18 protein-coding genes and 4 tRNA genes are annotated in these 19,761 nt (G+C 46.1%); 9 read left to right on the forward strand and 13 right to left on the reverse strand.

What is annotated here, in order from left to right:
* Window positions 1–139: 139 nt before the first annotated feature.
* On the forward strand, window positions 140–754 hold the full coding sequence (locus RMO27_RS14605) for a hypothetical protein (protein ID WP_309733752.1): 615 nt from the start codon (window positions 140–142) through the stop codon (window positions 752–754).
* Window positions 755–813: 59 nt separating this feature from the next.
* Here the strand turns inward: RMO27_RS14605 and RMO27_RS14610 are convergent, their stop codons facing one another.
* The gene (locus tag RMO27_RS14610) at window positions 814–1,041 is read right to left on the reverse strand and encodes a hypothetical protein (protein WP_309733753.1); all 228 of its coding nucleotides are present in this window, start codon (window positions 1,039–1,041) and stop codon (window positions 814–816) included.
* On the opposite strand from RMO27_RS14610, the gene RMO27_RS14615 reads away from it, so the two are divergent.
* A complete protein-coding gene (locus tag RMO27_RS14615; protein ID WP_309733755.1) occupies window positions 1,031–2,440 on the forward strand; it encodes a hypothetical protein in 1,410 nt (469 codons plus the stop codon). The genes RMO27_RS14610 and RMO27_RS14615 overlap by 11 nt on opposite strands.
* Window positions 2,441–2,626: 186 nt before the next feature.
* On the opposite strand, the gene RMO27_RS14620 is transcribed toward RMO27_RS14615, so the two are convergent.
* From RMO27_RS14620 to RMO27_RS14640, 5 genes are all read right to left on the reverse strand, one after another.
* Complete coding sequence (locus RMO27_RS14620) at window positions 2,627–4,243, reverse strand: TROVE domain-containing protein (protein WP_309733757.1); 1,617 nt, start codon at window positions 4,241–4,243, stop codon at window positions 2,627–2,629.
* A gap of 485 nt (window positions 4,244–4,728) precedes the next feature.
* Window positions 4,729–4,800, reverse strand: a tRNA-Ile gene (locus RMO27_RS14625).
* Window positions 4,801–4,837: 37 nt separating this feature from the next.
* Window positions 4,838–4,962 (reverse strand) — tRNA-OTHER (locus tag RMO27_RS14630).
* A gap of 138 nt (window positions 4,963–5,100) precedes the next feature.
* Window positions 5,101–5,173: transfer RNA gene (locus RMO27_RS14635), tRNA-Asp, on the reverse strand.
* A 5-nt stretch (window positions 5,174–5,178) separates the two neighbouring features.
* Window positions 5,179–5,300 (reverse strand) — tRNA-OTHER (locus tag RMO27_RS14640).
* 620 nt (window positions 5,301–5,920) lie between these two features.
* Between RMO27_RS14640 and RMO27_RS14645 the strand changes: the two genes are divergently transcribed.
* Both RMO27_RS14645 and def read left to right on the forward strand, forming a co-directional pair.
* Window positions 5,921–6,343, forward strand: coding sequence for a peptidylprolyl isomerase (locus tag RMO27_RS14645; protein ID WP_309733759.1), 423 nt, complete (start codon window positions 5,921–5,923; stop codon window positions 6,341–6,343).
* Window positions 6,344–6,505: 162 nt separating this feature from the next.
* Window positions 6,506–7,033, forward strand: a complete 528-nt coding sequence (gene def, locus RMO27_RS14650; protein WP_309733761.1) for a peptide deformylase — start codon at window positions 6,506–6,508, stop codon at window positions 7,031–7,033.
* A 19-nt stretch (window positions 7,034–7,052) separates the two neighbouring features.
* On the opposite strand, the gene RMO27_RS14655 is transcribed toward def, so the two are convergent.
* The 4 genes from RMO27_RS14655 to RMO27_RS14670 all read right to left on the reverse strand — a co-directional run bounded on the left by RMO27_RS14655 (window position 7,053) and on the right by RMO27_RS14670 (window position 10,766).
* Window positions 7,053–7,367 carry a hypothetical protein gene (locus RMO27_RS14655; protein WP_309733763.1) on the reverse strand — a complete coding sequence of 105 codons (315 nt, stop codon included), beginning with the start codon at window positions 7,365–7,367 and terminating at the stop codon, window positions 7,053–7,055.
* Window positions 7,368–7,544: 177 nt separating this feature from the next.
* The gene (locus RMO27_RS14660) at window positions 7,545–8,126 is read right to left on the reverse strand and encodes a TIGR04376 family protein (RefSeq protein ID WP_309733764.1); all 582 of its coding nucleotides are present in this window, start codon (window positions 8,124–8,126) and stop codon (window positions 7,545–7,547) included.
* 165 nt (window positions 8,127–8,291) lie between these two features.
* Window positions 8,292–9,167, reverse strand: coding sequence for a hypothetical protein (locus tag RMO27_RS14665; RefSeq protein ID WP_309733766.1), 876 nt, complete (start codon window positions 9,165–9,167; stop codon window positions 8,292–8,294).
* A gap of 69 nt (window positions 9,168–9,236) precedes the next feature.
* Window positions 9,237–10,766, reverse strand: a complete 1,530-nt coding sequence (locus RMO27_RS14670; protein WP_309733768.1) for a YifB family Mg chelatase-like AAA ATPase — start codon at window positions 10,764–10,766, stop codon at window positions 9,237–9,239.
* Window positions 10,767–11,050: 284 nt separating this feature from the next.
* Here RMO27_RS14670 and RMO27_RS14675 point away from each other — a divergent pair, with 284 nt between their 5' ends.
* From RMO27_RS14675 to RMO27_RS14685, 3 genes are all read left to right on the forward strand, one after another.
* Window positions 11,051–12,310 carry a dicarboxylate/amino acid:cation symporter gene (locus RMO27_RS14675; protein WP_309733770.1) on the forward strand — a complete coding sequence of 420 codons (1,260 nt, stop codon included), beginning with the start codon at window positions 11,051–11,053 and terminating at the stop codon, window positions 12,308–12,310.
* Window positions 12,311–12,801: 491 nt separating this feature from the next.
* Window positions 12,802–15,447: an amino acid adenylation domain-containing protein gene (locus RMO27_RS14680; protein WP_309733773.1), complete on the forward strand. Its 2,646-nt coding sequence runs from the start codon at window positions 12,802–12,804 to the stop codon at window positions 15,445–15,447.
* 263 nt (window positions 15,448–15,710) lie between these two features.
* Window positions 15,711–15,986, forward strand: coding sequence for a hypothetical protein (locus tag RMO27_RS14685; RefSeq protein WP_309733774.1), 276 nt, complete (start codon window positions 15,711–15,713; stop codon window positions 15,984–15,986).
* Window positions 15,987–16,150: 164 nt separating this feature from the next.
* Here RMO27_RS14685 and RMO27_RS14690 read toward each other — a convergent pair whose 3' ends face one another.
* Window positions 16,151–16,471, reverse strand: coding sequence for a hypothetical protein (locus tag RMO27_RS14690; RefSeq protein ID WP_309733776.1), 321 nt, complete (start codon window positions 16,469–16,471; stop codon window positions 16,151–16,153).
* Window positions 16,472–16,801: 330 nt separating this feature from the next.
* Window positions 16,802–18,547 carry an NFACT RNA binding domain-containing protein gene (locus RMO27_RS14695; RefSeq protein ID WP_309733779.1) on the reverse strand — a complete coding sequence of 582 codons (1,746 nt, stop codon included), beginning with the start codon at window positions 18,545–18,547 and terminating at the stop codon, window positions 16,802–16,804.
* Between the two features lie 120 nt (window positions 18,548–18,667).
* On the opposite strand from RMO27_RS14695, the gene RMO27_RS14700 reads away from it, so the two are divergent.
* On the forward strand, window positions 18,668–18,907 hold the full coding sequence (locus tag RMO27_RS14700; RefSeq protein WP_106299592.1) for a DUF370 domain-containing protein: 240 nt from the start codon (window positions 18,668–18,670) through the stop codon (window positions 18,905–18,907).
* A gap of 125 nt (window positions 18,908–19,032) precedes the next feature.
* Here the strand turns inward: RMO27_RS14700 and ndk are convergent, their stop codons facing one another.
* Complete coding sequence (gene ndk, locus RMO27_RS14705) at window positions 19,033–19,482, reverse strand: nucleoside-diphosphate kinase (protein WP_309733784.1); 450 nt, start codon at window positions 19,480–19,482, stop codon at window positions 19,033–19,035.
* Window positions 19,483–19,650: 168 nt separating this feature from the next.
* Here ndk and RMO27_RS23890 point away from each other — a divergent pair.
* Window positions 19,651–19,761 (forward strand): metal ABC transporter permease (locus RMO27_RS23890; RefSeq protein ID WP_396133719.1); only part of this gene is annotated, 111 nt, incomplete at its 3' end.

The raw sequence follows: 19,761 nt of genomic DNA on the forward strand, positions 1-19,761 counted from the left end.
CTACTCTAAATTTTGGAGCAAATCATATCTCAAATCAGTAACGCCTAAGCAATCTTGGGTATACTCAACGAATGGCATCAAGCTAATTTCATCGCTAATATGCCTGTCGATCGAATGGTAATTTTACAGTGACAGATTTATGGATACAGCGGATCGAATCTTATTAACCGAACTCTGTGAAAAGCTCTCAAGCGGATCTTGGGACGAAGCCGAAATTGCAACTGCCGCTAAAGAGATCGAATTAGCGATCGATCATCCAGATACTTACGTGAGCGAACATCCCGATGCTGCCTGGATTGTGGAAGAGTGTCAGACGGGCTGGATCGCTAGTGCATTTAGTCCTGAAGAGGCACAATTAGAATACCAACGGTTGGTTAAAGAGTGGGCGATCCTCGGCATTTTCTTATCCGTAGGTGTTTATGGCGACAAGGCAGATGAAATCGTCGAACAAGTTATCGATCTATTCGAGGATCTAGAACTGGAATTGCCCCCATTACCAGTAGCAAAACACGGCTATGAATGGTACGAACCATTTCTCAATGCAGCGATTGCAGAAATCCAGCCAGAAAAAGGCGGTTTTAGGCTCATTTATCTAAGCCAGTCGTTTGATGAGAGTCTGTACCTAGTTGCAGTCTATCGCCCTGATGTAGACAGAATCATCGAAATTAGCAATCGCTTTGAATTCAAGATATCTACCTCTTGTTGGGGTAATTCGATTGGGGATCATCTTCATCTGCCAACAGAGGAGGATTAATGGCGACGATTATTTAAGCAACTCGACAGATTCTATTGTACTATAGCCTTGAGGATTGGTTAGCCACTTGATGTCGATCGATCGCCCTCAACAACCAATCCCAATATATTACCAGCCCTCGATTGCACGGCCAAGTTAGTACGTCCTTCAAAATGCTTAATTCCATCCCAAATGCTGAGGGCGCGATCGACTATAATCTGTGGAATAGTTGAACTTTGTAGGTTAGCGGCTACCTCATGCCTCCGTTCGTCAAATCCTCCTACCTCGATCCCATCAGTGTCTAGCAAGCAATCCCCGATCCTCAAACATTGGCTGGCGACTGGCTCAGTTGCCTTTTTCACAAGCTGTGGTTGTAGTTTACCATTTACTCAGAATCTACCTCAGTCGCTGCTAGTCGGGATGGCGGCTGTGCCTGGAGTGGCAGTAAGTACGATCATCAAATCGCGCCAACGCAAACGCCAGATCGATCGGCAACTAGAACGGGGAAAATCGCGGTTGCATCAGTTGCAGCAACGATCGGGATTACTAGATCGCCAGTTGCTAGTCACAGGCAAAGAACGCCAAGCGATCGAAATTCGGGTCGCACAACTACATACAGTCGCGGCAGATTTGAAAGCGCAAATTAATACTGATCGGCAGCAATATCAGCAATTAGAGCAAGAATTAGCCTTGGCAGATCTCTATTGCCAAGAGCAACAACTTTGTGCGGAAAAGTTAGATCGAAAAATCCAGGAGAAACAAGCTCGTAGTCTAGAAGTAGATACTGAGTTAAATCAGCTCAAAGTAGATATATCGCGATTGCAATTTGATAAAACCCAACTAGCTACTACTACCGATCGCGCAAAAATATCCCTGAAAAATATTCAGAGCGAAATCGAACGATGTACGGCAATTAAGCAAGAAATGGTATTAGAGATTCAGCAATTGCAGCCGCCACAACCAATCGACAGCAATAGTTTTGCTCGTTCTTTAGAACAACAAAATCTCATTCAGGCACTAGATCTCGTAATTAGCGAACGGCAGCAAATCAAAACCGATTTGACATCAATAATCGATCGATTAGAACAGCAGATCGCCGAAAAATCTGTAGCAGAGAACAGCCAATCTCAAAAATTAGTAGAGATCGGCGCAAAATTGAGCGCGGCAGAATTAGCATTGACAGCTAAACAAGCGCAATTGGAAGAGCTATCAGCACAGGTATTAGTTAAGTACAACGATCTCCAGAAAGTAGAATATGTCAATGAAGCAGCCGATATCCTAACAGAGCAACTAAACCAAAGAGAATTAAAAATAGCCGATCTAGAATTAAGTAGTCGTAGGGCTGAATTAGAAAACTTAGACTTAAAAATCCAGTCTAGACGTCAAGAAATCACTCGCATCGATACCGCACCAAACTTGCAAACGCTAGAGCCAAAACCGCCGCTGGTTTCTCGATCGATCGAGCCAGCAGCCAGCGAGGGAGAATGGTATGATAAATTTATCGATAACCCCCATCTGAGCGTATTGCAACACATCGAAAAACATGGAACGATTACGGAAGCAGAAGCAAGTAGCAAACTCGGCAATGCTCGATCGGTCAGACAATTTGCCAATAAATTAGCTGAATACACTCAGGATCTACCCTTCTCGATCAGAGTAGAATCATCACCTAAAGGTAATCGTTATCTCAAAGAAAATCAGAGTTAATATCTGATTATAGCCATCCTCAAAGCTAAGGACGTTGCTAAATTTTTATGGCTTGTCTCAAAAGTAAATCATCCCTGAATTCAGCAATGCTATCTATAGTTTTGAATCGGGAAGGAAATAAAAGGCATAGATAAAAGCCCCCCGCCTAAATTCAGGAAACGGGCTGATGTAACGGCTAAAATCAACTCACAACTCACCACTAGCGATCAATTGAATCAATCTCGGAGTGCTCGGATCGAATCCAGCAATATCCCAAGAGTGCGGATCTTTGGGATCTACTAACGAGATATTGTTTGGCACCAACGAGATATAAACCGCTTTCGCATCGGGATTCACTTTTTGGCGGTATTCGGCTAAAGCTTGAGTGGGGTGTTGACTACCCGCCCAGCTTTCACAGTCAGTCCAAAAACAAATTACGTCCGCATAGAAGTTGTGTTTAATCATCCATTTGTAAGCACTGCTAGCATCAGTACCGCCAAAGTTGAGATCGCTGGCTTTTTTAATTGCCGAACTAAATGAGTCGCTGCGATTGATTTTTAAATCGATAAACTCGGTTGAAAATCCGCGAATCGCGTAATTTTTTTCCGCTTTTGCCGATGCTAATGCCATCGTCGTCGCGATTTCGCAACAGGTGAGATTAATCGAACTAACTGAGTAGTAAGACATCGAACCAGAGATATCGACAGCGTGCATGAATACCTTGCCAGTAGGCTCGATCGCATCGAAGGACATTTCCAAAGCTGTTTCCAAAATATCCACAATCCGAGATACAGGCGTCCAAGTTTTGCTACTTTTGCCCAAACTACCGCCGGATTTGTAAGTTTTGAGAGCTTTTAAAACATCGATCGGGTGAATCCGTCCTTTGCGTAAGTGGTCTTTACTATTCAGGATTTTCTCGACTCGATCGAAGTTTTTGTTAGCTGTTTTTGAGTAATTCAAGACACCAATTTCAGTTAAAGAACCGAGATTTCGCAACAAGGCACCGATCGGCATATCTTCAAATAATAACTGCCAAGCAGCTATATCCATTTTGCCCACAGGTGCGGCCATTTCATGAGTCAAGCGACCCTTGGAAATTGCCTCTGGAGTGCGATCGGGATTGCGTTTTAACCATTCATACCACCAGATCTGATTTAGTGCTGCTGCGGGCGGTTCTGGGGGTAATGTATCCCAACCATTAGTTACCCATTTGAACAACAAATCGCGATCTTCGGTTTGCGGTTTAGCGTGAAATAAGCGTAAGGCATCGCGATTGGAAAAACCGTGCCGTTGTTGATATTTCAACAATTGATAAGCGAGGGCTTTGGTATCACCCTGAGCCAACCAATTTTGGCCAGCTTCGCGGACAATTTTACCGAAACCGCGTACGGATTTGGTATAGTTCATCCACTCATAAAAGTGGCTGGCTGTCCGCACGACTTGGGGGAAAATCGATTGAAATGCTTTTTTAGCAGCGGGAGTTTCACCCATCGAGAGTAATACTAATGCCCAGATCGGCGCACTGTTATTAATCGATCGACCATCGGAAGCATAGGCGATTTCCTGTGCCACTCGATCGGGATCTGCCGCGATCGCTCGTTCCAAAACATCGACAAAATCGTTGGTCAATTCCCATTTAGTCGCATAGTAACTACCATTACCAGTCCCAATTAACAAGCACCGACGCAATGTCCGCCAGATGCCAGCCTCGAACATATAACCACTGGACTTACCTTTAATCATTTCTGATTCGCGTCCGGGAATTGGTTGGGTCTGGGGTGTACTTTGAACTTGCTTATTACCGAAAAAGAATTGATAAACCATGTTATTTTTAACCTCCTTCAGCCCGTAAGGGCAATAATGTGAAAATTCAGCAGAGTGGGATTTGCACCCACGTTTCCGGCGGGGAAAGCGATAACCCTATTCATTCGTCCTTTGCAGGTAATGGTGTTGAGAAGGGATAATAACGGCGTCCTACTATCTAGACGATCTGCTGTTGTTTACTAATTACGTTGGTAATTAGCAATACTCCCAAGGGGAATCGTTGGCGAAGCCTCTCCGACAGGAGACACACCTATTTTGGTGTAGAAAGCACCGTGTTCTAACCTTTAGACGATGGGAGCAAATTGAATATAGAGAGTAATAAATACTCTCACTGCCTCGCTAGGGATCGAACCTAGAATGCCTGAATCTTCTTGGTGCAACGCACGCTGAGGAGACCTCAGCGCGATTGCATCCGCAAAGTCAGGTGTGTTGCCAATTACACCACAAGGCATTGTCGAAAAGGCGATCTTTTAGTTTCGATCGCATGGAACTGGCGAGAGTCGAACTCACAACCGATCGCTTATCAAGCGATTGCTCCACCATTGAGCCACAGTTCCAGATTTACTATATTTTTATGACCGATTTAAAGTCATATGAAACTGGTAGGAATCGAACCTACGACCTCCCGCTTAGAAGGCGATAATCCTCGTTCTACGTCCCCTAGAGGCAAAAGGCGAAGAAGGATGTTTTAGGTGCTCTATCCACTGAGCTACAGTTCCTGAAGTTAGTTGATAGTTGATAGTTGATAGTTGATAGTTGATAGTTGATAGTTAGGTTTTTAGGCTGGGGGATTAAACTCCTATTTCTTGTTTTTAAATACCAATTCTTAAATACCAATTCTTAAATTAAGAATTGGACGGGATTGACGGGATTTGAACCCGCGACTTTCCACTAGACAGGTGGACACTCTGACCACTGAGTTACAATCCCAAATGTAGGTGGGGCGGGATTTGCACCCACGTATGGCTAAACCACGATAATCCTCATCTGTCGTCCCTAACGGGCAAGTTAATCGAAAAGGAATAAATTAGCTGCCTTACTACTTGGCTACCCACCTAGATGATGTTTTGAGGTAGCTCGGCGGGAGTTGCACCCGCATTGCCGACGATGGAGGGGGAGTTCGTTAAGAGCGATAACCCTCAATCTGCATCCCTTGTGGGTAAAGATGGTAGTTTGCTATTAAATTACTCGCTACATGTGTTGTTGTTAGTAGCGGCGCGGGGGTTGCACCCGCATCTCCGGCAAATCAGGGAATATTGACCCAAACGATAACCCTAATTCATACGTCCCTGACGGGTAAAGATGGTGCTTTGCAATTAAGCTAGTCGCTACATAAAGTTGAATTAATGCGGTTAATTGGTGGTCATCTCGGTTGCTCCTATGCAGTTGTGTTTGTTTCCATGTCCACAGAATAGCCTTGGCGAGCGACCCGAAGCCAATGCTCGATCGAATCGTCAAAATACTGTCTGAGTAAAGATTTCAGACCTGGGGGAAATATTTGACCGAGGGGATACCCCGAACTTTGCCAGGAAATTAGCTAGGATCGATCTCTCAGATCTAATTACCGCCGCATCCTGTCGATAACGGTGTCAATGTCCGATCGATCGAGCATCCCAAAAAGCTCGATCGTAAAACTGCGCTAAAATGGTCTGGCTATCATTCAATCCCATTTAAAATATGACTCGCGCAACGATCGAAACTGAAAAAGGCACTATCAATATCCAGTTTTTTGATGCTGATGCTCCAAATACTGTCAAAAACTTTGTCGATTTGGCAGAAAAAGGTTTTTATGACGGACTAACTTTTCACCGCGTCATCAATAACTTCATGATTCAAGGTGGCTGCCCCCAAGGTTCGGGTACTGGCGGTCCTGGCTACAAGATTAATTGTGAGATCAATCCCAATAAACACCAAGCTGGTAGCCTCTCGATGGCTCATGCTGGCAAAAATACTGGTGGTAGTCAATTTTTTATCTGCCACTCCCCACAGTCCCATTTAGATGGCGTACATACGGTGTTTGGTAAAACCGAGGATATGGATGTCGTCAATGCGATTAAAGGCGGCGATAAAATGCTCTCAGTCAAGATTCAACCCGACTAAATTTAGTTAGGAGCAAGGAGCAATGATCGGGGAGTGGGGATTTGAGCAGAGATAATTTGTACTTGCATCACCCTGATACTCAAACACGATTAGAATCAAATTATATGGGCAAAGCCCAAGAAAGCACTTTTCGCTCCCTGCTCCTCGCTCCCCGCTTTTACCATGAGTACAATTCGACAGATTTCGGAAATTGGCGATCCGATCTTACGGCATCGATCGACTATCATTCCTCAGCTTCCAGATACCCAACTTGACGAGCTGATTTTAGATCTAATTGCGACTGCAGAAGCGGCAAATGGCGTAGGGATCGCGGCTCCGCAGGTCGCATCATCGCTGCGCTTATTTATCGTGGCATCGCGTCCGAGTCCCCGCTATTCGCACGCGCCGACGATGCTACCGACAGCGATGATTAATCCAGAGATCGTCGATCGATCTGGTGAGTTGGTTGCAGGTTGGGAAGGTTGTTTGAGCGTACCTGGTCAGCGCGGCTTGGTGATGCGAGATCGCGCGATCAAAGTCAAATACTTCACCCCACAAGGGGCACTCATCCAGCAGGAGCTAACTGATTTTGTGGCTCGCATTTTTCAGCACGAACTCGATCATTTAGATGGAATTTTATTTCCCGATCGAGTTACTATGCCAACAGATTTGATTAGCGAATCTGAATACCTAAAAATCGCCTTTGATTAGTCAACTGTCCCGTAGAATTCTATCTTGCACCATTACTAAGAAACTTGAAAGTTACGAGGAAACAGCCAATATTAATAGTCGAGATCGCCAGCGCACCCAGGAGCAATCCTTTACTAAAGCCCTTGACTCGGCGTTTAATCGACCAGTGTAACAGTGGTAAGACGTAGATCAATTGAACTATTCCAATCATAAATACTACCGACATAAACATCGGTGAGACAGTATTCAATAACAGAGCGATAAAAATAATCAGAATATCGATCCCAAATACGGTGACGATACCAGCGATCGCATCGCCAACATGAGATTTTTTTAAAATTGGGGTTTTTAGCATAACTATATTTTTGGACGGTATCTATCGATGTCTGCGCGCGGTCAATTTCCAAATTGAGCCAGTACGACCGACCTCAGCTAGTTACAGCACTTCATGAGAGTCCGATGTAGCCAGGTTATTGCTAATCATCGTATCAGACCGTACTCCCCACATCTAAAGATTTATTAAAGAATCAGCCTATTTACCTAAATTACGTTTGAGGTGCTCTAGTTCTTCATCAGCCTCCCAGCGAAGAAATTGCGCTTCTAAGGGATCGGCAATATTGCTGGCACTTGTATAATTATTTACCGAACCCCAACTGCTATTATTAGGACTAGTACTAGCACTGGTGGCGGCGCGATCGCGTACGGCTTGTGCGGCTTTGGCTTTGACTTCAGTTCTTCGTGTTTTGATGGTTTGCAATAGTTCTTGAGCCTTGGCCGTCCGCTCTTTTAAACCTTGCATTTTGCCCCAGAGTTGGTTGCCTTGAGGCAGGAGCGCATTGACGCGTTCTTGGGCGGCGGTGGCGAGATCGGCACGTCCGGCAGCGGTGGCTTTCTGGACGCGATCGTACCAGTTTTTGATTTCTTGGGCAGTATTGAGGATTTCTTGCTCGGTCTGTTTTTCTTGGGCTTGCAAGTCGATGATGAGCTGAACGGTATCATTGTCCTGTTGGGCTAATTGTTCGCCAATTACCTGTAATTCTAAATGCGGGTTTTTAGCGAGAAAGTCATCGATCTGACTTTCCAAAAACCGTTTCATGTCTTCGATTAAACCCATGAGTTAGGGGGTAGGGGTAGGAGGGGATAGGGATTAGGCTTTAGGTTTTAGGCTTTAGGCTTTAGGCTTTAGGTAAGAAATTTAGAAGGACGCAAGCGTCCTAATGGATGGGATAGCTATGCACAAAATCTTTAAACCTAAGACCTAAAGCCTAAGACCTAAAACCTAGAATTTCTGACCGACATAAACCGATCGAATTTCGCCGCCTTTGCGTTTGAGGATGACTTCGCCTTTGGCGACAGTGACTAGCGACCAATTGCTAGTGCCAATTTTTTGACCGACTCGGACTGATTGAGTCCGACCGTCAATCTGGAACACGGCTTCTGGACGCGCACCAGTTTGCAGTGTTTTGAGCAGGGCAATCTTGCTGGTGACGGGAGTGGCGGCTGGAGTAGCCGTACCCGTGACGATCGTTTTTGTGGTAGCAGCGGGATTGGTAGCGGCGGGATTGTCTGTGGGGGCGATGATACTGGTAGAAGGATTGAAGGGAGTTGCGGCTGGCGTAGTTGTCGCGGGTGGTGCGGCATCAATTTTGGCGAGAGACTTGCGCATGTACTCCGCAAATTTGGCGTCGGCTGGAGCTACACGGGATTGGAATGGGAGCCAACTGGTATCGACTTGGGGCAGAACGACTTTGCGCTCGTTGACTAGCCAGAACCCAAGGCTACCAGCCGCGATCGAGGTAATACTAACGCCTAGCATCGCTTTGAGCCAGAAAGGAATCCGTTTGGTTGGTTTGGCTACGGGAGTTGGGGCGGGAGCCTCGGTATAGCTGCTGTCGGGCGAGAGCGCGCGTTGCCCTGGGACAGCGGATTGGGGCGAATAAGTTGCAGCTTGGGACTGGCGTTCGTCGTTAGCTGGCGGACGTTCGGCTGCCGCAGATTTACCTGAGTTCGGCTCGTCGCCGAGGAGTTCTTCGATGTCCGCAAACAAGCGATCCATCGATCGATCGGCATGAGCGTTAACTTTAGCGAGGATATCGTGCTGAAGGCGGCGATCCTGGGGCGATTTGGAAGACATTGCGGGGTTTTGGTTAGTCATGATGGGGTGCTAGGATTTAGGGGTTAGGGATTAGTTTACCTCAATCTATTTGCCCTAGATGGGACGAAATTACTGCATGCGATCGATCGTCCGGTATTGAATCGCTTCGGCGATGTGGGTGGGGGCGATCTGGTCGGCATTGGCGAGATCGGCGATGGTTCTGGCGACTTTGATAATCCGATCGCTGGCTCTAGCTGACAATCCTAACTTGCGAATGGCTGTTTCTAAGAGTTTGCGACTACTATCGTCGAGGGGACACCAGGTACGCAGTTCCCGACTTTGCATTTGGGCATTGCAGACGATCCCTGGTACCGACTCAAACCGCTGGGTGGCTCGATCTCGAGCCGCTTGGACGCGGGGGCGGATGGTGGCGGAATTTTCGCCGGTGGGTCGATCGGTAATTTCCTCTGGTTTGAGCCGATTGACAGCCACCTGGAGGTCGATCCGATCCATCAGGGGACCCGACAGCTTTGCCCAGTAATTCTCCCGCTGACGGGGATTGCAGGTACAAGCTTGGATCGTATCTCCATAATAACCGCAGGGGCAGGGATTCGTGCTGGCAACGAGGGTAAATTGGGCGGGGAAGGAGACAGATTGCCGCGTGCGGGAGATGGTGACATGTCCATCTTCGAGTGGTTGGCGCAAAAATTCAAGGACATCGCGTTTGAATTCCGTCAGTTCGTCGAGAAATAAGACGCCACGATGGGCGAGAGAGATTTCCCCAGGACGCGGATACGATCCGCCGCCCACCAGCGATGGCCCGGATGCTGAGTGGTGGGGGCTGCGATAGGGTCGGTTGCAGACTAGTGCGCCGCGTTCTTTGAGTAAACCAGCGACGGAATGAATTTGCGTAACTTCGATCGCTTCATCAAAACTTAGTGGTGGGAGGATTCCAGGCAATCGCCTTGCTAGCATGGTTTTGCCGCTCCCTGGCGGCCCGACAAAGATCAAATTATGGCCACCAGCGGCAGCGATTTCGAGGGCGCGCCGTGCGTGGGCTTGGCCTTTGACATCGTGGAGATCGGCACAATCTAGCTGCGGTTGGGCGAGCTGGCTGGTGACATCGACTTTAACCGGCTCGAAGGTTTCGGGACGATTGAGAAAGGCCACAACTTCACTTAGATTCTGTAAGCCATAGACTTGTAAGCCGGAGACCACTGCGGCTTCATTCGCATTGGCAGCGGGTACGACTAGGCCACTAATCCCGATTTTTTGCGCGGCAGCAGCGATCGATAATACCCCCGTCACCGCTCGCAGATTGCCATCTAAGGACAGTTCGCCTAAAAATAAATAATCTCCCAATAGCTCACCACTAACTTGCTCGGAAGCGGCGAGAATCCCCACACAGATCGGTAAATCGAAGCTGGGGCCTTCTTTGCGCAGATCTGCGGGCGTTAAATTGATCGTGATGCGGCGGACTGGATAGGCGAAGCCGGCATTTTTAATCGCGGTTTTGACACGCTCTTTGCTTTCTTGGACGGCGACATCGGGTAAACCAACGACGGTAATTCCTGGTAAGCCATTGGCGACATCGACTTCGACACCCACTTTGACAGCATTGATGCCAATTATTGTCGCACTCCAAACTCTAGCTAACACAGCGATTTTCCCATTACATTTGATGGCTGTAATCTTTTTAGCATGAGCTTTTAGTAAATAACAACGATCGAATGTCGGAATTTAGGGCTGAGATTTTAGATGCGAACTTAATTGCTGTAGTCACAGTGGCTAGCGGAGCACGGGTAGTGTTAATTTTTGTGTTAGGTTTTGATTGGTGCCTTTTTTGCAATCGGGTCATAACTTTAGCAATATTCGATCGAACTCTGCTTGCACCTAATTCTCGTTTTTCCAGACCTAAAGCCCAAAGCCTGACACCCTAAATTATGAATCTGTCTACACTAATCCTCACTGCCCTGGCCGCTGGCATGCTGTTTGGGACTATTTTGAATACCACATTTCCGCTGGCAATCGTCCCAATCGATCGCTATCTGTTAGCCCCAATCGGTGCGGGATTTTTGCGGATTATTCAATTTGTCGTGGTGCCATTGATCTTTTCATCGTTGATTCTGGGTGTGAATCGGATTCAGGGGACGGGGCAAGTCGGGCGTTATGTGTTGAAGCTGATGACTTGTTATGTGGTGACAAGCACGATCTCGCTGTGTATCGGGATGGCGGTGGCGATCTGTTTGCAACCTGGTGCTGGGGTGACGGGATTCGAGCTGCCAGCCGCCCTGGAAACAACCGCCGCCCCAGATGCGATCGAGTGGCTGGTAAATCTGATTCCGACCAATCCATTGGGCGCACTCAGTAGTGGCAATCTCCTCCAAATTATTATTTCGGCGGCTTTATTTGGGACAGGAATTCACATGGCACAGGCACCAGCCAAGCCATTTGTTGAGTTGTTGGAAAGTATTTATGTAATTAGTGAAAAAGTGCTATCGGTGATTTTGTATACCGCACCGATTGGCGTATTTGCCTTGATTAGTTCGACGATCGCGACCCAAGGTTTGGGACTGATCGTCCGCTTGTCTTGGTACGTATTGGGATTATTGATTGCGTCGCTAATCATGGCGGTTTTTTATCTGTTGGTGTTAGTCCTGCTCAAAGCCGAACCTGCCAAATTTTTTCGTAGTTTAATCCCATCTTTCTTCCTTGGATTTGGCACCGCCAGTTCCAATGCCGTGTTGCCGATGGTCTTGAAAAATATGCAAGAAGATTATGGATTGAGAGCGGAGATTGCCAGTTTTGCCTTGCCATTGGGTACAGCCTTAAAACGCGATGGGGCAACGATTTTGCAAGGATTTAATGCGATTTTCATCGCGCAGATTTATCATGTCCCCTTAACCCCATCCTTACTATTTGCGATCGGGTTGAGTAGCTTCTTGGTTTCTTTTAGTACCCCTGGCGTCCCTGGTTCGGCCTTGATTACGATGGCGACGGTACTATCAGCAGCAGGTTTACCATTAGAAGGGATCGCGATTGTCGCGGGGATCGATCGCTTAACAGATGGTTTTAAAACAGTGCTCAATGTGGTGGGTAATAGTACCAATGCTATTCTCCTCGGTTTGTGGGAACCAGCCCCAGCCATACTAGCCCCTGAATTGTTGATAGCGCCAGTTGGCGAATCCGGGGTGCGGCATTAGTTATCTAGATTATTAATAATAATTCTCATCTGGGGATTAGCGACAGATTGTATGATCACACTGTCATGACTAGCTGCTCAGATGATGTTTGGAAAGTATAGTTTGCTACTTAGATCCTAGAGAATCGTCTGTCTGTCTCTCTAAGATACAAGGGGTGGGTTTATGCCAGTAACCATCGATAAACTCCAGCAATCTCAACTAAAACCACCCACCTCTACTAGTGGGTGAGGTTGGGTTCGGACGATCGCAATCGTTACACCGTTAATCACTTGTATAAACTGATCGATTTTGTCCGTATTTCCAAACATCCTCTCAGTAAAATGACGTAGTAGTTAGCAGATATATATTTGTCAATTGGCTTAATTGCCCCCAAGCTTATTGAGAATCTTTTGCTAATATTGTATGGTAATAATACATAATTGTTACTAGCAATTCCTAGGTGAATTTGGGTGCTAGCGATCGAATTCTAATTTGCTCTCTATGGTAAGTCGATGTCAATCTGTCAATTTTTGCAAGCACATTCATCAAAAAATCCGGCATCAATTGCGATCGAAGATCGACTTAGGCAGCTAACATATCAACAACTAAACAGTCGAGTAAATCAGTTAGCAAACTATCTCCGCAAGCAAGGAATTAAGCCGGATGTATTAGTTGGGATTTACACAGAAAGATCGATCGATAGTGCGATCGCTGTTCTGGGAGTGCTCCAGGCTGGTGGTGCTTATGTACCCTTAGATCCAGCCTATCCATCAGACCGATTGACCTCAATTTTGGCAGAAACAAAATTAAAATTAGTAATAACGCAACAACATTTAGCCGCAGATATTTCGACAGTAGGCATCAACTTATTTTTGATCGATACACAATGGGCAGAAGTAGCCGCCGAAAGTGAAGATCTCACAGCCATCCCAACAAATCCAGCTAATTTGGCATATGTCATGTACACCTCTGGCTCTACAGGCAAGCCCCAGGGTGTTGAAATCACGATCGAGCAAGTAGATTATTATCTGCAAGCTGTTAATGAGATTGTTGAAATTCAACCTGATGATATTTATTTGCTATCGGCATCTTTTTCATTTTCCTCTTCGATCAGACAATTATTATTACCCTTAGCTCAAGGTGCAAAAGTAGTAATTGCTGCTAAAGAAACTATGACTAACTTGAGTAGTCTCTTAGAGCTGATCCAGGCTAAAAAAATTACCGTATTTGATACGGTCGCATCTGTGTGGAATTACATCCTCAATACTCTAGATGAGCTAGAGCCGGCGAACAGAAATTATCTCATAAATCATCAACTGAGAACGCTGATTTTCTCTGGTGGATTACTAACATCCCAATTATTAGATCGGGTCCGCAGTCAGTTTCCCAACCAGTCACTACAGGTTGTCAATATTTATGGCCAAACCGAAACAATTGGCGTTTGTGCCTATGTGGTTCCCGATGACTTTAATAAAAATGAAGGATATGCACCAGTTGGCACTGCTTATGCTCACAATCAACTATATTTACTCGATGAGGATAATTCACCAATAATTGCTGGTGCAATTGGTGAATTATATGTCGCTGGCAAGAGTTTAGCGCGTGGTTATCTGAATAATTCCCAATTAAACGATCGCAAATTCATTACCAATCCATTCGGAACCAATCGGCAAGAACGACTTTATAAAACAGGCGATCTCGCGCGTTATTTACCTGATGGCAATTTGGAAATTGTTGGGCGGCAAGATTTTCAAGTCAAAATTCGCGGGATGCGGGTAGAAATCGAAGAAATAGAAACTGTCCTAATGCAGCATCCTGATGTCCGTCAAGCTGCCGTCGTCGGGCATCGATGCGATAGTGGAACGGCGGCACAACTAGATGAACCAACGATCGTTGCTTATATCGTACCTAATCGATCGCCGATCGATATTCAGCAATTGCGATCGTTTCTAAAAACCAAATTAACCGATTACGCGCTCCCATCAGCTTTTGAAATCTTGACAGCTCTCCCACTCACACCCAATCACAAATTAGATCGCAAACAGCTACCAGCACCTAGTCGCAAAAATGTTTCAGGCGAATTACCCCGCGATGAAGTAGAACTTCAGTTAACCCAAATTTGGGAAAAAATATTGAAAATCCACCCAATTGGCATTAAAGAAAATTTCTTCGAGCTGGGCGGACATTCACTAATCGCCTTACAATTATTTGCCAAAATTGAACAAGTTTGGCACAAGCGATTGTCCTGGGGAATTTTGTTTGAAGCACCGACAATTGTTGAGCTGGCAGAGATCATCCGCCAATCGGCAGTTGTAACTAATTGGTCGCCATTAGTTTTGCTCAAGTCAGGTCGATCTCGATCGCCGTTGTTCTGTGTGCATGCCCTAGGCGGTACCTTATTTGGCTATTATGACCTAGCCAGATATCTAGGTGAAGATCGACCTATTTATGGGTTACAATCGCGAGGGATTGATGGCAAACAGCAGCCACTAGATCGAGTTGAAGATATCGCCAGTTACTACATCCAATCGATCCAAATTATTCAACCGCAGGGACCTTATTTACTAATGGGTTATTCCTTTGGCGGAATCGTGGCTTTTGAGATGGCGCGGCAACTAACCGCTCAAGGTGAGCTAGTAGATTTTTTGGGCTTAGTAGATACGAGATCGCCGACTTTGGACAAAAATCGGATGTCACTCACAAAATGGCTGAACTTTCATTCCAATCAATTGAAACAACTGCAACTAAAAGATCGGGTAAAGTACTTCTTTGATAAAATACTTTATCGATTATCGATTCAGACCAAAGGCAATACAGAAGGCTACAAAGAGGTGATGGCGAGAAGATTGTCCACTTTTGAAATGTTTGAACCAGAATTGTTAAATGTTTTGGAGGCTAACTTGCAAGCAACTAAAAATTATTTACCACAAACTTATCCAGGACGAGCTACTTTGTTTTGGTGTGAGTACCAGGCTGTGTATATCGATCGCTACCCCGATCTGGGCTGGGGACAGCTGATCACTGGTGGGGTCAATACATTACCTATTCCGGGCGAACATCTTTCCCTCTTATCAGAACCCCATGTTCGAGTGCTTGCTAAAAAATTGAAATTGTGTATAGAACAGGCAACCGATGACGTCAAATTTTCAGTGAAATGACGATCGCACATTTGGCTTAAACATCGATCGTCGATCGCTAGTTTGACCTGCACTGATCGCGTTTTGATACCGGCCTCAATTGGTTACTGCGATAAGATTGGGCAAATAATGTATTCCAGTTGACAGATATTTGAGTGTTCGATCCGAGCTTTACTGTAGTTTTTCTGACATCTATGTCACCTGTTCAAATCGCCATCTCGTCTGCAATGATGTTTCTCAACAACCAATTTGGTTGCAAAATGAAACTTTCAGGAGAAGATGATATGTCTCGAATCGAAATTTCTAATCTCAATTCCGAAGCTAGCTTCCTAACCGATCTCTCAGCCACAGAGACTACCAACATTGTTGGTGGTTCTTCTGGTAAAAAAGGTAAAGAAGGTTATGGTGGCTACGGTTACGAGAATGAAGGTCGTGGTAAAAATGAAGGCCGTGGTAACAATGAAGGTCGTGGTAACTATGGTAACGACGGCTACGGTAACTATGGTAACTACGGCTCTGGCTATGGTCATGGTTACGGCCACGACGGCGATGACGACTAACTAATCGTCACTAGGCTATGAAGAGGAGATCGGATCGAAAATAGGTCTTCAATCCGATCTCTTGCTCAACGGTGGATCGATCGTGACTAAACCGCTCGGACTCTAGCTCTTCAGCCTAGTCCAGCGGTTAGCTACGATCTTGGTATATTTGACCATTAACTCATCTAACTATCAGTATTCACTACCGATTTATTGAGGAGACTATCCAACCTGTCGGCAGACCAGTATTCTGAAGGATAAGCAACCGCCGAAATCGAGGCGAGTCTGACGACCCAAGTAACTCGTTGAAAAATATATTCAGCCGACTCATCCTCACTCCCCGGCACCAAGATCAATACTTCCACAAAATCGCGATCGATCCCAATCGGAATCCCGAAGTAACTTTTATCGCGAGTTTCAAACCACACCTTGATCCCATCGTGCATTGCTGCTTTCAAGCGTTGGTATAGCAGACTAGATTCTTTGACTTGGGACTTTTTAGCCATAGTTACTCTCGATATCTAATATATATTAGCCGCCTGCTGTCGCGCAGCCACGATCGCCAGCAATGCTCTGGTTGGATCGAGGGGAGTTGTTAAGCTCCGCATCTCCCAGTTAGATCGCAGCGTGCGGTTTTCACCGCACTGCGCTCCCGATATTCTACGCTTGCGCGTTGCTCATGTGAAGGTAATCGTGACAAGATTCATGAATTGCTGCTAAGTTATCTCGCTGCCAGCGATCGTGGTTTCATGATACTATTGACCACTTCAATTTGAGTTGAAAACATCAAAAGTCAGGATGGGCAACACCTGAACTAGCCAATCCCCGTTTTGAGGCTAGCGATCGATCTCAATTCCCTGTGGATGTCCCCACACAATTTGTTCGTGCTTATAGATCACCATTCCTGGTTTAGCACCCTTGGGTTTATAGACATGCTTGGTTGCTGTATATACCACCGGAACAGCTTGGCTTTGTCTGGCGCGACTATAGTAAGCCACCGCATTGGCGGTAAATTGTAAATCTGCTTCCTCAGCTACCGCTCCAGGCGTAATTCTTAATAAGCCATGACTACCCGCAATTTCTTGAGCATGGAACCAGAGATCGTATTCTGTTGCTGTTTTAAAAGTGAGTAGATCGTTTTGACGATTGTTGCGTCCGATCAGAAGTTCAAAGCCGCTAGGCGTTTTGAGAGAGCGAGGCTTTGTTTCGGCTAGTTCGGCTTTAGCGATCCGATCTGCGGCGGGGAAATAACCAGTATCGATTAATTCTTTCTTGATTTCTAAGAGAGTTTGGAGCATGTCGCGGACATCATTTTCGCGATCTTCTTCGGTTTGGAGAATGCTGGCTTCGACTTGTTCTAGATAGTCGATTTGGGCTTGGACTTCGGCTAGTAAGGGATCGACGGCGAGTTTGGCACGTTTGAGTTTCTGGTGACGTTTGTAGAGAAATTGGGCATTTTGGATCGCATTCTTTTCGGGTTCGAGTTTGATTTTAACTGGTTCACCTGTTTCAAAATCATTGAGGATGATTTGGTTCATCCCTGGTTGCCACTCTTGGAGATATGCCATTAACAGATCGGCATTGGTGCGATATTCATCAGCACCTGTAGATTCTAGTAGTTTGGTTTTGAATGTATTTGCTTTAACACGTAATTTAGCTAGGATCGTGCTTAATTTTTGGGTGAGTTGGTGTTTGAGTTGGGTAAATGCTTCGCGATCGAGTATCTGGGTATAGTAAGTCTCAACTGCGTCATTGACTGTAGCTACTGGAGTAACTGAATCGCTCCAGCCCAGGACGCTAAAGCCGTTAGTTGTCAGATGGGGATGAAATTGATATCCTTCTACTTGAGTGAGGGTTCTGAGCCATTTTTGCCAGTATGCAAATAAGTTTTCCCAGTCCGATCGATCTAATGTGTCGGTAGTTTGGATCGGACTGAGTTGAGCGGTGGCAATCAGCTCATTCATCAGGATCGTACTCAAGCCGCGATAACTTCTAACCAGTCGCTGGTTGAGCTTGTCGGGAATCAAACTAACTCTTTCGATCCAGCGATCGATCGGTTCCTCCAAACTCGGCATCGGATCTGTTAGTGATGGCGGTACTTCATAAGGTCGGCCAGTTTCGATCGTCCGCACGCTAGACTGTTTATTGCTAACTTGATGCGCGGTGGTAATAATGAGATTATCGGCATCGGTGAGGGTGAGATTGCTATATTTGCCGATCGGTTCTACATATAGATAATATCGAGCCTCAGCCCCAGGTCTGGTCGCAAATGCCAGCCGCACCAATCGTTCCCAGGGGGCAACCATGTTCATCTCTACCATTGCCAATCCGCCCAAAACGGAGCGCAATTGCTGGCTGAGAGTGAAGGTATCGGGAATGCGCGGTGGGGGATCGGTGAGGACGATCCGGGCGGCTTGAGGGTGCCAGGAGATGGCAATCCAGCCTTTCTTTTCGAGGGTGCGTAAGCCGAGGGCGAGGGTGTAGCGATCGCGTTGATAGACGGTTTCGACTCGTGCGGGAATCCAATCTGGTTGCAACTCCCGTACTGCCGCAGTCAATGTCGTGAAGTCAACCTGTTGCATCTAATTTGGTGGAAAGTGAAAAGTGGATAGTGGATAGTAAATTGAGATGTTTCGATCGCAATGATTAATTGCAGCATTGCTTTTTATTGACTATCCACTCTTCACTATCCACTATCCACAATGAATGTTCAATTGGTTAATGTTGGTTTTGGAAATATTGTCTCTACACAGCGGATTGTCGCGATCGTCAGTCCTGATTCGGCACCGATTAAGCGGAATATTAGTGAAGCCAGAGAGCGGGGGCAATTAATCGATGGGACGTATGGACGACGGACGCGGGCGGTGTTGATTATGGATTCGGGGCATGTGATCTTGTCAGCAATTCAGCCCGAAACGATCGCGAGTCGGATTCAGGGTTAGTGTTAAGCGAGATCCGCCTAGCGACTGGAAGTCGCGGCTAGTGTTGCCAAGTCTGCCTACGCAGACTGAAACGTCCAGTCTGCGTAGGCAGACTTTGTACCACCAGCAACGACTTCAGTCGTTGTTTATTCCGCCAACCAAGGGGATACTGAAGGTGTCCAACTGACTAATTCTTCTGATTTGAACCATAGTGCGATCTCGCTCTGAGCGGTTTCTACTGCGTCAGAACCGTGAATCAGGTTGCGACCGATGTTGATACCGAGATCGCCGCGAATCGTCCCTGGTGGCGATACGAGAGGATTGGTAGCACCGATAGTTAGGCGGGAAGCAGCGACAACGCCATCGCCTTGCCAGACCATGGCGACGACTGGACCAGACGTAATAAAATCAACTAAACCGCTGAAAAAAGGTCTTTCTTTGTGAACGGCATAATGCTGTTCGGCTAATGTGCGGCTGGGGTGCAATAATTTTAAGGCAACGAGGGTAAAGCCTTTAGTTTCTAACCGACGAATGATTTCACCAACTAAACCACGTTGAACGCCGTCAGGCTTGATTGCGATAAATGTCCGTTCCACCGTGAACTCCTAAAATATAGATGGGCTTGCCAACCACAGATTATAGTTCTATTCGCGATCCTTTAGGTAGGGGTTAGGTTTTAGGCTTTAGGCTTTAGGGATTAAACTACTCAATCTTCGACTATTTTTTATACCCGCAACAGCACCAGCAATATTAACTATTAACTAATGCTAGAAATTCTGACTAGTCCTTGGCATTATGAATTTATGCGACATGCGATCGCGATCGGGATTTTGGTCGGAATTTTATGCCCGATCGTTGGTAGTTATCTGATCGTC

Source organism: Chamaesiphon sp. OTE_75_metabat_556 (assembly GCF_031378165.1).
GTDB lineage: Bacteria > Cyanobacteriota > Cyanobacteriia > Cyanobacteriales > Chamaesiphonaceae > Chamaesiphon.